The sequence below is a fragment of the Acidobacteriota bacterium genome, assembly GCA_030774055.1.
GTDB lineage: Bacteria > Acidobacteriota > Terriglobia > Terriglobales > Acidobacteriaceae > JACPNR01.
The window spans coordinates 1-13375 of record JALYLW010000103.1; the positions used below are offsets into that span (position 1 = coordinate 1).

Genomic DNA, 13375 nt, shown 5'->3' on the forward strand with positions numbered 1-13375 from the left:
CGTCCACGCGTAATCCAGTTCATGCTTGGGATTGAAGTTGCTCGGTGTCGCCGTCACCGTCACGCTCTCGCCTGCCACCACTTCCGTGGGGCTGGCGCTGCACGTTGCCGATGGCGGGATCGACGGCGTCAGGCTGCCGAGGTTGAACACGATGCCGGTCGAGAGGCGGGCGCCGTTGAAATCATCTTGTGAACCGAGCAAGAAGCTGTGGTTCGAGCGCACCCAGTCGGCCTGAAACAAGCGCCAGCTGAACAAACGGGTAAGGCGCAAGTCGAGGCCGCCGCCGATCATGGTGAGGAATGCAGTCTCCTGGAAGCCAAGCGGCGACGCTTTCTGAAAGCCGAAGAGCGCGTGCGCGAACGGCGTGGCGCGGTCCAGCGGATACTTGACGGTCGGGCCAAACCCGAAATTGCCCACATTGATGTTGTCGCCGTAGTGGCCGCTGGTGTCGAACGTGAACCCCACATAGCGGTTGAAGTTCCACGTGACCGCGGCGTTGAACCCTTTGTCCGCCGCAAGGTGGGGGAACAGCAGGCTATCGTCACCCGGGTTGTAATACGAATAACCCACGAAGATCTCGGTGCGCGGGTCAGGGAATTCGCTCTGCGCCAGCGCGGCGGCCGGGATCATCATCACGATCGAGAAGATCGCTGTTACAGACAGCGCGCGGCGGATGCGATCCACTCTACGAGTTTGCATGTAGCACCCTCCGGAGACACTGCGTGAGACCTAGGGGACAACCGGGTGTAAACCACCAAATGGGAAAGGGCCGCACAGCTCTAGCGGAGAGAAACAGGAATCTCCGACCGCGCGCCATTATACGGCAACGCCCGGTCGGAGTGCAGCCAGATAGTGAGCTTTTTCAGTCGTTTACTGGTTTGAGGCCGTTCCGGCCACGCTCAATACCATCTGCGTACCGCTATCCAGCTTCACATTCTTCCCGATACTGCTGATGGTCGCGCCCTGGGTCACGCCCTGGGTCACGCCCATGGTCGCGTTCGTCGCCTGGCTCAGAGTGACGCCCGGCATACCGATGACGCCTTGGGTTGTCGAGGTCAACTCGCCGGTAGCGCTCGTGCCGGCGCGGGTTGCCGACCCGGCCGCGCGGGTGGTGGAAGCGACGGTGTTGCCCACGCTGCCCGCGGTCGAGCCGACGGTGTTGCCGGCAGTATTCCCCACTCCGCCGAGCACGCCACCCCCCGTCGCCCCTACGCCGCCGACCGTGGAGCCTCCCGCGGACCCCGGGCCACCGCTGGCGCCGATCATGTCGTCATTGCTCGCCGCCACCGACCGCGCTGCCGCCAGCGCCCGGATGGTCGCGTTCAGCGGCACTTGCTGCCCGTTCTTCAGTACGGCGTGGTCGAAGACGATGCCGAGCGTCGAATCCGCATCACCCTTCCCCCGAGCCGAGGCCTGGGTCACGTGCCCGATGAGCTTGGAACCACGCGGGATCACCGTCTTGCCCGCGGACTTCACGTCCGAGGTGGTCTTGGCTTCGACCGCGTCGCCGCTCTTCGCCTTCCGGCTATCGATGCTCTTGCTGAGCGTGGCATTGATGGCCGTGCCGTTCGCCAGGCCGGCATTGGCGCCACTCTTGTCCGCGCTCGCGTTCGCGCTCGCGCCCGACCGGGACACCGACGTGCTCGCACCCGTCGAAGTGGAGCCCTGGGTCTGGCTCGAAGCCTGGCCTGAAGCCGAGGTTTGCGCCATCGCCGCCCATGACAGGACAGCGATCGCCACTGTCAAAACCATGAACTTCTTCATTCCCAATCCTCCTGAGATATCCGTCCTTGCCGATGCGGACGGCCCTTCCGAATCGGGGCCCGCGACCTGGGCCCCAGCGGCTTAGCTTCGCCGTTTCAGACAATGTGAGATGCAGCCGGCTGCACACTCGTCTAGGGGCGGAGAGGAAGATTTTCCACCATTCCTGTTAACTCGTTAGTACACTGTCGGTTTGCGATTCCCACCATCCAGAGTGACTGCGGGAGGGTGGGCCGCATCCTAATGCCTTACGGTGCTGTTGGCAGGCGTTGCCGAAGGCCCGGCAGTCTCGATTCCCTTCCCGCCGTTCCTGTGCGGGGCGGCGTGGAACCTGGAACCTCCCCCTATGGCAGAAGAGAAGATCCTTATCGTCGAAGACGAAGAGAACGAACGCGCCGGCCTGGCGGAGCTGGTTTCCGCCTGGGGGTATCGTGCCGAGACCGCGAAAGACGGCGTCGAGGGACTTCTTCAAGGAAGGGACCAAGTCACCAACTAGGGACGACTTCGCAGCGGAGATGCGAGGCCACCACCCGTCGGTGGTCAATTCCAACTGAAGGAGTCTGCGAGGAGCAGCCCCGGTTTTCAATCGTCATTCGTCAATCGTCAATATTTCCTGTCAAGCCCCTCTTTCTCCCGATTTCCCGCTAACCCGCTCGATCGAATCACAATAAATCGCGCCCGCAGATGTCCGGTCTACCCCTTCGATTGGCGCATACTGGAAAAAGAGGGGTGTACCTGCACCCTGCTCGACCGTTCTTTGACAATAACGACCGCGGCGTCACCCCCGCCGGCTTCAAGCCATTGGGATACCCAATCGCTGGGGGAGGGGGGTAACCCAATCACGGATCCGCCCGCGATTTTTGGTAATGTAGGGCTCTCTCGCCCGCGGACGGGCTCGAGATGTAGGTGAACCATGCGCAATCGCGGCGTCATACTTCTCGCCATCGTCTTGTCACTCCCCGCCTTCGCCGACGAAGCCCACCAGCACGCCGCGGTGCCCCCGGCCGGCGGTAACTACGGCACCGTCCACTTCCCTACCTCGTGCACGGCGGCGGCGCAGCCGCGCTTCGAGCGCGCGGTCGCGATCCTGCACTCTTTCGGCTACGAGACAGCGCGCAGGGCGTTTGAGGAAGTCGCCAAGCAGGACCCGCAGTGCGCGATGGCGTGGTGGGGCGTTGCGATGACGCAGTATCACGGGCTATGGGAGCAAGTATGGCCGGCCGAGGGCAAGGCGGCCATCGAGAAGGCGCGGGCTTTGCTTGCCGCCCCCAACTCGAAAGCGGACGCGAAGACCATCGCGCGCGAGCGTGCTTACGTCGAGGCGCTCGGAAACATCTTCGGCGAGCCTGCGACGCCGCTGCACGCGCGAGAGGTCGCTTACGAACAGGCGATGGCGAAGCTGCATGCCGACTATCCCGACGACGACGAAGCGGCCATCTTCTATGCGCTCGCGCTCGACGTGGACGCGCCCAAGACGGACAAGACTTACGCCAACCAGCGCAAGGCGCTCACTGTGCTGCTCCCCATCTTCAAGGTCGCGCCCAACCATCCCGGGCTCACGCACTACATCATCCACGTCTCCGATTTTCCGCCGCTCGCCGCCGACGCGCTGCCCGCTGCGCGCCGCTATGCGCAGATCGCGCCCGCCTCCGCGCACGCGCAACACATGCCCTCGCACATCTTCACTCGGCTCGGTCTGTGGGATGAAGCCATCAAGAGCAATCGCGCCTCCGCCGCATCCGCCGAGCGCGATCAACAGGCGAGCAAGAGCAATGAAGCCCTGAACCAGCGCCTGCATGCGATGGACTACATGGAGTACGCCTTCCTGCAGCAGGGCCGCTACGCCGACGCGCGCGAGATCGTGGTGCAGGCCAAGCGCATCCGACCGCAACAAGGGATGAACGCGATCGGCGGTTACGCCGACGCTGCCATCCCCGCGCGCTTCGCCATGGAGCGCCACGAGTGGGAAGAGGCCGCCGCGCTGCCCGATCCCACCGGTTCGGGCGCGGGCGTTAATCAGGCCATCACCTGGTATGCCAAGGGGCTTGGCGCCGCGCTCTCGGTGGACGCTGACCACCGCGCGCGTGATACGGCGCGTGTCCGCGCCATCGTCGGCAAACTCGCCGCCATCCGCGATCACCTCGCGCAGGCCGGCAGCCCGTACTGGGCGAACCAGGTGGAGATCCAGCGCTTGCAGGTGCTCGCCTTCGCGGAAGCGGCCGAACAGGATATCGAGAGCGCGCTCAAGCACGCGCGCGCCGCCGCCGATCTCGAAGACGCCACCGAAAAAGCTCCGGTCACGCCCGGCCCCATCCTGCCCGCGCGCGAGACCCTGGCGGGCATGCTGATGGTGCTCGGTCGCGACCGCGAGGCGCTGGTGGAACTCGAGGCGGTGTTGAAGATCTCGCCCAACCGCTTGAACGCGCTCGACGCCGCCGCACGCTCCGCGGCCTCGAGTGGCGACGCGCAGAAGGCGAAGCAGTACAAAGCCAAACTGATCGAGATAAGGAAGATGACGAAGGGCGGGATGTAAGTCGGCCGCGAGGGCTGCGCACACAGCAAAACACGACTACATCTGGATGGTGCCTTCCCACTCCTGGAATCTTTCCAGGTCGTCGCGGATGGAAGCCATCACCAGGCCGAGCACGGCGGCATCGTCGATGTAGCCGAGTATCGGGATCACATCGGGGATGAGGTCGAACGGGTCCACGAAGTAGATCACGGCGGCGAGCACCATGATGATCGTCTTCTTCGGCAGCTTGGTGTAGGTCTTGTTCTTCCACGCACGCAGCAGGCGCAGCAGCGCGGAGAGGTCGCGCCAGAAGCTGAGCAGCTTGTTGCGATTGCGTTCGGACTTGCGCACCGCGTCCTGCAGCAGCCGCGTGGTCTCGCGCGTGTGGGTGAACAGCCGCGACGCCTCGCGCTCCTCGCGCTCGAGCGCCGCGCGGATCTCCGGCTCAGCCATCACCTTCACCTTATCCGCCATGGCCCTAGAATACTACGTTCCGCGCAGCTTCTCCGCCCGCGCCACCCGCTCCACCGCCACGCAGTAGGCGGCGGTCCGCAATTGTGTCTGCTCCGCTTTCGCGCGGTCGGCCACCGTGCGATACGCCTTCACCATGATCTTGTCGAGCTCGCGGTTCACGTGGTCTTCCTCCCAGAAGACCTGCTGCAGGTTCTGCGCCCACTCGAAGTAGGAGCAGGTAACGCCGCCGGCGTTGGCGAGAATGTCGGGCACGACCACCACCCCGCGCTGGTAGAACACCTCGTCGGCGGATGGCGTGGTCGGAAGGTTCGCCCCCTCGACGATAAGCTTCGCCTTTACCCGCGCGGCGTTGTCGCCGTGCAGCACGCACTCGAGCGCGGCCGGCACCAGCACGTCACAATCCGATTCCAGCAGCTCTTCGTTGGTCAGGCTGTCGGCGCCGGGGAATCCCACGACCGAGCCGGTCTTCTTCAGGTGCGTGATAACGTCGGCCACGAACAGACCGCGCGCGCTGTAGACGCCGCCCTTCACGTCGCTCACGCCCACGATCTTGCAGCCCAGTTGCTCGATGAGCAGCGCCGCGTTCGAACCCACGTTACCGAACCCCTGCACCGCAACCCGCAGCTGGCTGAGTTCGAGGCCCATATCTTTTGCCGCCTCGCGCACCATGAACGAGACGCCGCGCCCCGTCGCCTGTTCCCTGCCCAGCGATCCACCCAAGTCGACCGGCTTGCCGGTGCAGCACGCGGGCGTGTAGCCGTGGGCGGAGGAATATTCGTCGAACAGCCACGTCATCACCTGCGCGTTCGTGTTCACGTCGGGCGCAGGCACGTCGCGAAACGGCCCGAGGATGAGGTGGATGCGCGAGGTGAACTTGCGCGTGAGTTTTTCCAGCTCCTGCATCGACATCTTTGATGGGTCGCAGGTCACGCCGCCCTTCGCCCCGCCGAACGGGATGTTCACCACCGCCGTCTTCCACGTCATCGCCTCAGCCAGCGCACGCACTTCATCGATGTCCACATTGGGGTGGTAGCGGATGCCGCCCTTCGTCGGACCGCGCACGCCGTTGTGCTGCACGCGATACCCGATGAATACCCTCAGGTGGCCATCGTCCATGCGGATGGGCACGTCCACGCGCAATTCGCGGAAGGGCGTGGAGAGCAGCGTCTGCAGGTCCTGATCGAGGCCCAGCCGCTGTGCCGCGATGCGGAAGTTGCCGCGCGTGATCTCGATCGCCGATTCGCGCGGTTGCGCTTTTACTGCCGGACCAGTCGCCATAAGAATGCCTGACTCCTCGCCCCCGTCGCCTATCGCGGCGCGACGGCGTTCACCTTCACCAGCAAGCGCTTCGATTCCTGTTGGTACGGGCCTTTCACGGCGGCACATTTGTTCAGCACCGCACGCGCCGAGGGATAGTCCCGCAGCTTCGCATACGCAAAGCCCAGCCGGTACATCACGGTGGAGTACGCCGCTTCGTTGCCCTGCACCAGCGCGGCCGCGGTCCTGAACTCGCCGATCGACGCGCCCGTCTTTCCCTGCTTCATGTAGACCCAGCCCAGCGCACCATGCGCCAATCCGGCGGCGAGCTTCTTGGCCGGGTCGGACCCGAGGTCCATGCCCGCGGCTACATCCGCCGCGCGTCGCCCATAGCCGACCGCGACGGCGTCGTAGGCGCGCTTCGGATCTTCCGCCAGCATGCCCGCCAGCAAGCCGAGGATGGAGAGCGACCTCGGATAGGCGGCTGCCATGCGCGCTCCGTACTTCGCCAGCTGCGCGTAGTCGCCCTTCTGCTGCAGCGCGTACATCGCCAGCTGGGCCGCCGGTTCGGCGAATTGCGATCCCGGGAAGGCCGCGTCAAATCGCGCGATCTCTTTCCAGCGCTTGTCCGGGTCTTGCTCGGTGGTGATAGCGGAGTAGGCTGCCGCGTGCAGAAAGTCGTAGGCCGGTTGGGACGAACGCCGCTGCTGGTCGTTGTCGCTCTTGAACTGGTCGTCACTCATCCCCGCCGGTTTGGCCTGGGTGCCGATGCCGTGGATGACCTGGGCGCCGCGCGCGGCGTAGTCCACGATCCTGTCGGTCAGCTTGAGGTTCTGCGCGAACTGCACCTGCGAGAGGATCATCTCCAGGTTCCCAGGCTGCGCCGCCAGCGACTTCTCGCCATATTCCAGGGCTTGGCCGGCGTCTCCAGCAGCGAAGGCGATCTGCGCCAGTTGCGAGTAACCGTATGCCGCCGCCTGCGGCTCGGCCGCATACTTCGCGACGAACTCGATGTACATCGCCTTCTGCTTCGCCGCGTCGCCCTCTTTGGCGATGGCTTGCAGGTCCACGTCGGCGGGCGAGCCGGCCGCCAGGTTGATGGTCGAGATCTGGGCCCACGCGGAGGGCAGGCCGGCAGTAACAGTGACAAGGATGGCGGCGCAAACGATCAGGCTGAGCCAACGCCGGGAGCGCATATGCACCTCGTCCGTGGCCCTGCTGCCGGGGGAGTGCAGAAGGGTCTAGCGCAGACGCCTACGAGTAGACGGCCTGCGAATAGGCGCGCATCGTACTTCGGTTCCTGCCGGGAGGCAAGCTATCTCAGCCTCGCGCGCGACCGGCGGTCCGTGGCGCCGGCCGTCAGCGCTTCTGCGCCAACACCAGGCCGCGGGGGGTGGGTAGCAGGACGACCGAGAGCACTCCCTCCTGCTCCAGGCGCAGCGCTGCCTCGCGCACGACCTTGTGGTGCGAGCTGGCATCGTGCATCAGGATCAGCCCATGCGGCGAGATCTGCGGCAGGAAGCGCCGGATCTCCTGCTCGCGGATGGGCATGTCGCTGTCGGAAAAAAACAGGTCGATGGCGCCGGCGACCTTCATCTCCAGGCTCGACTCATTGCGGAAATCGATGAGGTCGGCGAATCCCGAGGCGTCTATCTTCTTTTTGGCCTCGGCATACACCACCGGATCGAACTCGCAGGTGATCACCCGTCCAAAGCCATTCTCGCGCAGGCCCTCGGCGATCCAGAGTGTGCTCGAAGCGACGAATGTCCCGGTCTCGACCACCAGCTCCGGCTTGACGGTGGTGACCAGAGCCTTGAGGAAGTCGAGCACCTCCGCCTCCGCCGACATCGAGTCGTACATGTGCCAGCGCTCCGGATAAGGACACTCCGGGGTGGCGCGGTGCGACTCCGGCTGCAGCTGCGCGCCTTCCTTCTCCAGCCTGCGCAGCACCTTGTGCACCGAATGCACCGAGTTGGGCTTCTTCCCGAATAGAGCCATGGATCTCTCGACCAAGCACTCTCGTCGCCGCAAACGATTCTACCGGACGTCTTTCCTCCGGGCGGCTTGCTTAGCCGCTCGACCGCTTCTTCACGCTCGACGCTTTTGCTTCATTTCGCGTAGCCCCGCGCGCGGAGAGCCACACCGAGCTGTACCTCGCGGTGGAGAACATCTTCGACCAGCGCTATCAGCCGGGCGGACGCCGGTGGTCACGCTGGGACCACCGCTGAACGTCAGTGCGGGGTCGCCGTGGGCGTTGCCGGCTCTGGCGCCGCCGGCGGCGCCGCCGCGGTGATGGCAAGACCCGCCGGCACGATGATCACGCGTGGCAGCGCGCGATTCTTTCGCCGGTAGCGTTGCAGGTCTTCGAGCGAACCAAGCTTCAGGAAGTTCCGCAGGAAAGCGGCGGCGGGAACGTCCTCGAACTCGAACAGGTCGCCGGGCACGAAGCTGGCCTGGGCTGCGACGATCAGGTCGCGCTCGTTGCGGAAGTCGGTGTGCAGATGCGGATCGAGCACCAGCGCCCAATAGACGTCGTACTCGCGCGACTTCCCCGGCTCGGGCAGCGCGTTGATGATGGCGTTGTGATCGAAGTCCTCGGCCCCGTCGAGGTGGTACTGCGTCCCGGGCGCGACGATATAAAGGTTCAACCGCTGGTCGCGCGGCTTGGTGTCGAGCACGCGCGTGCCCAGCCGCCACGGTCCGAGCGTCATCGGCTTCGCGCCCTCCGCGAGTTCGAGCCGCACCGGTTGACCATCCAGATAGACGGCCGCGAGTGAGCGGGATTCCGGCGCGGGCGAGGAGGCCGGCGTTGAGGCGTAGACCGCTCCGGCACAGAGCAGGAGACAAATCGCCCCGAAAGACATCGCCCCGATAAGCATCGCTCCGAAAGACTTGCGTTCGAGAAGCAGGGCCCGCGGCAGCGTGGTTCGCAGACGACCCTCCTGGCGAGACATCATCATTATAGGTGCGCGCGCCCGCCGCACATTCGCCAAACCTGCCGCCTCCGATTTAGATTGGGACTCAGATCACAGCTGCATGCGGACCATCCTGCGCCAACCCGGCCTGCGCTACATCTTCCTGGCAAACATCATCTCGATGCTCGGCAGCGGGATGAACTCGACCGCCATCACCTGGTTCGTGCTACAGCGCACGCATAACGAGATCGCGCTCGGGAAATTGGTCGTGCTCAGCACCCTGCCCGGGCTGCTCATGCTGCCTTTCACCGGCGTGATCATCGATCGCGAAGACCGCCGCCACCTCGTGATGCTGCTGGACGCTGCTCGCGCGGTGGTGGTGCTCGTGGTCGCGGTGCTGGCGCTGCGCGGCGAGGCGCAGATCTGGCAGCTCTACCTGATGAACATGTTCGTTGCCGCCGGCTTCTGGATGTTCTGGCCCACCATCACCGCGCTCATCCAGGAGCTGACGCCAGAGCAGGAGTTCGTCCACGCCAATACCTTCCTGCTCGCCGGCGTGCAGGGTGGATGGCTCATCGCCGGCTCCATCGTTGGATTTGTCTACGACAAGATCGGGCTTGGCGGCGTGCTGCTCATCGACTTCGCCACCTACCTGCTCTCGTTCTCGTGTTATCTCTTCGTGCGCCGCGGCAAGCACGTGGTGAAACGAGAAGACAGTGGGGCCGACAAACCCACGGGCCTGGTCGCGCGCTACTTTCACGAACTGCGCGAAGGCCTGGACTACGTTCGCGGCAAACCCTACATCATGCTGCTGGGCGCGAGTTGGGCGCTCTTCCTCGGCGCCATGCTCACCCAGGGCGTGATCACCGCGCCGCTCTCCGAACGCATCCTGCACGCGGGCGCCATCGGATACGGATGGCTCAATGCCGGCTGGGGCATCGGCGCCTTCCTCAGCGCGCTCTACGCGCCCACCGTGATCCGCCGCGCCGGCTCGCGCCATTCCGTCAGCTTTTCGATGAGTCTGCTGGCGGTCTGTCTTTTCGCGCTGCCGTTCTCGCGCTGGCTCGCGATCGCCGTCCTTATCTATGCGGTCATGGGCTCGGCGCGCGGCGTGGGCGGCATCAGCATCTCCAGCACCATGATGGAGGTGGTCCCCAAGCACTTCATGGGACGGGTGCAGAACACCTTCTTCTTTGCCGGGACGGTGCTGCAAATGGTCCTGGGATACTCGGTCGGCGTGGCCGCGCATAAGATCGGGCTTGCCATAGGCTTCTACATGGTCGGCGTGCTCTACGCGTTCGCCGCCGTCTGCGCGATGTGGCCGGTCGCGCCGCCGGAGAAACATCTCCAGCCCGAACCGGTAGCGACCGAGGGCTCGTTCCCGCTCGAGATGGGCGCTGCTCCCGCACCCGGCGAGTCGGTGCCCGCGAACCCCGATCACGACCGCGAACGCACCTAGCTGCGCGTGCTGTCATCCATCGCGCGTGGCTTCAGCCCGAGCGGAGGATCTACGAAGGTTTGCCAGCTCTCGCCGCCTAGCCGACACTGTTTCCCCCTGTTATCCTGTCCGGTCTTACGAGGAAGTAAAGATGACGAAGCTCATGGAAAACCGCGCGGCAGTCGTCTTCGGCGTCGCCAACAAGCGCTCGATCGCGTGGGCGATCGCGCAGCGCCTGCAGGAAGCCGGCGCCAAGCTGGCCATCACCTACCAGAACGAGCGCCTGCGCGAGGAGGCTGAGGACCTCATCAAGTCCTTGCCCGGCGCCGAGGCTTTGCGGTGCGACGTCTCGAACGATCAGGAGATCGCCACGCTGTTCGATGCTCTCAAGGCGCGCTACGGCAAGCTGCACACCCTCATCCACTCCGTCGCCTACGCTCCCGCCGAAGAGCTGAAGGGCGACTTCGTGATGACCACGCGCGAGGGCTTCCGCGTGGCGCTCGACGTCAGTTGCTACTCGCTGATCGCCGTGGCCCGCGCCGCCGCCCCGCTCATGACCGAGGGCGGTTCCATCGTGACCATGACTTATTTCGGCTCCGAGAAAGTGATTCCCCACTACAACGTGATGGGAATAGCTAAAGCAGCACTTGAAGCTTCGGTGCGCTACCTCGCCAACGACCTGGGCCCCGCCAAGGTGCGCGTGAACGCCATCTCCGCCGGGCCCATCAAGACGCTGGCCGCGCGCGGCATCTCCGGACTGGGCGACATGCTGCGCTCGCACGCCGAGCGCGCCCCGTTGAAACGCAATGTGGATGTGAACGAGGTGGCCGATGCCGCCGTGTTCTTGTCGTCCGATGGCGGCAGCGGGATCACCGGCGAGGTGCTGCACGTGGATTGCGGCTACAACATCATGGGGTACTGAAGCGGCCGGAGACGTTGATCTTCCGCTCCGTCTCACCCACCCGTTCCATCTTTATCTCCACATCGCGCCCGCCCGCGAAGCGAGCGAACTTCTCTCCCCACTCGATCAGGATGACGCTACGGTCGTCCACCAGGTCGTCAATGCCAAGCGTCTCGAGTTCGCGCGGCGTGTCGACGCGATAAAGGTCGATGTGAAAGATGTTGGCGTCCTTGCTGCGATATTCATGGATAAGCGTGAACGTGGGGCTGGTGACGTCTTCCTGCTTCGCCGCGCCGAAACCTTCGGCGATGCCTTTGATCAGCGTCGTCTTCCCTGCTCCAAGGTCGCCGGTCAGCACGACGAGTTGCGGCGGCTTGAGGTCCGACGCAAGCTTGCGGCCAAGCGCGATGGTCTCTTCCGGTGAGCGGGTTGTGAATTCCCGGGTTGTGGATTCGGCGGAAGGCACGGTGAGAAGAAAACTGCGGATGCTAAGGATTGATAGTAACCGTTCGCTCGCCGACTTGCTCCGCGGCGCGGCAGAAGGCTTCACCGAGGGCGTCGATGATGTCGCTCGCGACCATGGCGCGCTCGCCCATCTCTTCGCGCGCGACGTCGCCGGCGAGTCCGTGGAGGTAAACGGCGGCGCCGGAACATTCTTCTACGCACCGCGGCTGCTCTCCATGGGCGAACTGCGCGATCAACGCCGCGAGCATTCCGGTGAGCACATCGCCGCTGCCGCCCTTCGCCATCCCGGGATTGCCGGTCGCATTGATCCCCACCTCACCATCGCCGCCCGCGACCAACGTCCGATGTCCTTTGAGCACGACGACGCAGCGTTGTTTCGCGGCGAACGAGCGTGCGACCCCGACCGCATCCTGGTTTATCTCTGCGGTCGTCGCACCGATCAAGCGCGCCATCTCCCCCAGATGCGGCGTGATGACGAGCGGCCGCTTCGCTCCCGATAGCTGATCCGCCGCGCCCGCGAAAGCATTGAGCCCGTCGGCATCGAGCACGATGGAGAGATTCGCATGCTTCACCAGCGCGCGCACAAACTCCGCTGTTTCCGGGTCGCGTCCCAGCCCGGGCCCGATAGCCAGTACGCTCTTCCCTTCGCAAAGCTTTTCCATCCGTCCATACTCGAGGGCTTTGAGCGAGACGCCGCCACTCTCGGTCTCGTCGAGCGGCACGGTCATCAGTTCGGCGGCAAAGCTCGCGACCGTGGGCTGCACCGAGCCCGGCGTGGCGACCGTCACCAAGCCCGCGCCCGCACGCAGCGCGCCCATCCCGGCCATCGCCGCGGCACCGGCTTTGCCGACAGAGCCGCCGACGACCAGCACGTGGCCGAAATCGCCTTTATGCGAATCCGGCGAGCGCGGGGCCAGCAAAGCCGCGAAATCCGCGGGTGTGATCAGGTTCATCTTTAGTTCGGCGGCCAGCTCGGAAACGACTTCCGGTGGCGACCCGATGGATGCGATCACCGTCGGGCCATCCGTCAGCCGCCCAAAGACATGCGCGGGCCGGGGCGCGGTGAACGTGACAACCGCGTCCGCCACGGCGCGGATCGTGCCACTCTGCGCCGGCAACGTGGAATCGGCGTCCGCCCCGGATGGAATATCCACGGCGACCACTGGCGCCGTCGAGAGATTCATCGCGGTGATCGCCTCGGCGTAAAGCTGGCTCATCGGCGGACGGAACCCTGTGCCCAGCAGCGCGTCTACGATCAGGTCGCAGTCGAGGAGGCGGTCGTCCACCGCCTCGGCTAGCTCAACCGCTGTCGTCACGACGACCGGCTCCACCGGACACTGCGCCAGCATCTCCGCCGCATCGCCTTTCAGCTCCGCCGGCTTCGCCAGCAGCAACACGACGACCTGCTTCCCCGCTTCCGAGAGCTTGCGCGCCGCGACCAGGCCGTCGCCGCCGTTGTTGCCTTTGCCGCAGACGACGGCGATCTTGCGCGTCGCCGGCCATTGTGCCAGGACGAACTCGGCGACTGCCGCGCCCGCGTTCTCCATCAGCGTGGTCGAAGGGACGCCGAGGCGCTCGTGATCTGCGCGACCAATGGTTGCGCGATCGATCTCACGCATCTCGGCGGCGGTGACGATCTTCATCTTGGTTTC

13 protein-coding genes are annotated in these 13375 nt (G+C 65.0%); 4 read left to right on the top strand and 9 right to left on the bottom strand.

The features are described from left to right. Together M3P27_08465 and M3P27_08470 are read right to left on the bottom strand one after the other, a co-directional pair. The coding region (locus tag M3P27_08465) for a porin family protein (protein ID MDP9268339.1) at positions 1-699 on the bottom strand (699 nt) is incomplete at its 3' end. Positions 700-870: 171 nt separating this feature from the next. After that, the gene (locus M3P27_08470) at positions 871-1764 is read right to left on the bottom strand and encodes a hypothetical protein (protein ID MDP9268340.1); all 894 of its coding nucleotides are present in this window, start codon (positions 1762-1764) and stop codon (positions 871-873) included. A 343-nt stretch (positions 1765-2107) separates the two neighbouring features. Here M3P27_08470 and M3P27_08475 point away from each other — a divergent pair, with 343 nt between their 5' ends. Together M3P27_08475 and M3P27_08480 are read left to right on the top strand one after the other, a co-directional pair. Continuing rightward, the gene (locus M3P27_08475) at positions 2108-2257 is read left to right on the top strand and encodes a response regulator (GenBank protein MDP9268341.1); all 150 of its coding nucleotides are present in this window, start codon (positions 2108-2110) and stop codon (positions 2255-2257) included. 417 nt (positions 2258-2674) lie between these two features. Further along, on the top strand, positions 2675-4294 hold the full coding sequence (locus M3P27_08480; GenBank protein ID MDP9268342.1) for a hypothetical protein: 1620 nt from the start codon (positions 2675-2677) through the stop codon (positions 4292-4294). A 36-nt stretch (positions 4295-4330) separates the two neighbouring features. On the opposite strand, the gene M3P27_08485 is transcribed toward M3P27_08480, so the two are convergent. From M3P27_08485 to M3P27_08505, 5 genes are all read right to left on the bottom strand, one after another. After that, complete coding sequence (locus M3P27_08485) at positions 4331-4747, bottom strand: YkvA family protein (protein ID MDP9268343.1); 417 nt, start codon at positions 4745-4747, stop codon at positions 4331-4333. 12 nt (positions 4748-4759) lie between these two features. Then, positions 4760-6025, bottom strand: coding sequence for a glutamate dehydrogenase (locus M3P27_08490; GenBank protein MDP9268344.1), 1266 nt, complete (start codon positions 6023-6025; stop codon positions 4760-4762). Positions 6026-6054: 29 nt separating this feature from the next. Next, positions 6055-7200, bottom strand: a complete 1146-nt coding sequence (locus M3P27_08495; GenBank protein MDP9268345.1) for a hypothetical protein — start codon at positions 7198-7200, stop codon at positions 6055-6057. A 163-nt stretch (positions 7201-7363) separates the two neighbouring features. Then, positions 7364-8002, bottom strand: a complete 639-nt coding sequence (locus tag M3P27_08500; GenBank protein ID MDP9268346.1) for a class I SAM-dependent methyltransferase — start codon at positions 8000-8002, stop codon at positions 7364-7366. 233 nt (positions 8003-8235) lie between these two features. After that, entirely contained in the window at positions 8236-8748 is a 513-nt protein-coding gene (locus M3P27_08505) for a hypothetical protein (GenBank protein ID MDP9268347.1), read from the bottom strand. Between the two features lie 292 nt (positions 8749-9040). Between M3P27_08505 and M3P27_08510 the strand changes: the two genes are divergently transcribed. After that, positions 9041-10378: an MFS transporter gene (locus M3P27_08510; protein MDP9268348.1), complete on the top strand. Its 1338-nt coding sequence runs from the start codon at positions 9041-9043 to the stop codon at positions 10376-10378. 130 nt (positions 10379-10508) lie between these two features. Further along, a complete protein-coding gene (locus M3P27_08515) occupies positions 10509-11279 on the top strand; it encodes an enoyl-ACP reductase (protein MDP9268349.1) in 771 nt (256 codons plus the stop codon). Here the strand turns inward: M3P27_08515 and tsaE are convergent. Together tsaE and M3P27_08525 are read right to left on the bottom strand one after the other, a co-directional pair. Continuing rightward, positions 11266-11724, bottom strand: a complete 459-nt coding sequence (gene tsaE / locus M3P27_08520) for a tRNA (adenosine(37)-N6)-threonylcarbamoyltransferase complex ATPase subunit type 1 TsaE (GenBank protein ID MDP9268350.1) — start codon at positions 11722-11724, stop codon at positions 11266-11268. The two genes, M3P27_08515 and tsaE, sit on opposite strands and share 14 nt — an antisense overlap. A gap of 22 nt (positions 11725-11746) precedes the next feature. After that, a complete protein-coding gene (locus M3P27_08525; GenBank protein MDP9268351.1) occupies positions 11747-13366 on the bottom strand; it encodes an NAD(P)H-hydrate dehydratase in 1620 nt (539 codons plus the stop codon). Between the last annotated feature and the right edge of the window lie 9 nt (positions 13367-13375).

What these genes read in the sequence shown, in the direction of transcription:
- M3P27_08470 (MDP9268340.1), bottom strand. Translation starts at nt 1,764, where the DNA reads ATGAAGAAGTTCATGGTTTTGACAGTGGCGATCGCTGTCCTGTCATGG.
- M3P27_08475 (MDP9268341.1), top strand. Translation starts at nt 2,108, where the DNA reads ATGGCAGAAGAGAAGATCCTTATCGTCGAAGACGAAGAGAACGAACGC.
- M3P27_08480 (MDP9268342.1), top strand. Translation starts at nt 2,675, where the DNA reads ATGCGCAATCGCGGCGTCATACTTCTCGCCATCGTCTTGTCACTCCCC.
- M3P27_08485 (MDP9268343.1), bottom strand. Translation starts at nt 4,747, where the DNA reads ATGGCGGATAAGGTGAAGGTGATGGCTGAGCCGGAGATCCGCGCGGCG.
- M3P27_08490 (MDP9268344.1), bottom strand. Translation starts at nt 6,025, where the DNA reads ATGGCGACTGGTCCGGCAGTAAAAGCGCAACCGCGCGAATCGGCGATC.
- M3P27_08495 (MDP9268345.1), bottom strand. Translation starts at nt 7,200, where the DNA reads ATGCGCTCCCGGCGTTGGCTCAGCCTGATCGTTTGCGCCGCCATCCTT.
- M3P27_08500 (MDP9268346.1), bottom strand. Translation starts at nt 8,002, where the DNA reads ATGGCTCTATTCGGGAAGAAGCCCAACTCGGTGCATTCGGTGCACAAG.
- M3P27_08510 (MDP9268348.1), top strand. Translation starts at nt 9,041, where the DNA reads ATGCGGACCATCCTGCGCCAACCCGGCCTGCGCTACATCTTCCTGGCA.
- M3P27_08515 (MDP9268349.1), top strand. Translation starts at nt 10,509, where the DNA reads ATGACGAAGCTCATGGAAAACCGCGCGGCAGTCGTCTTCGGCGTCGCC.
- M3P27_08525 (MDP9268351.1), bottom strand. Translation starts at nt 13,366, where the DNA reads ATGAAGATCGTCACCGCCGCCGAGATGCGTGAGATCGATCGCGCAACC.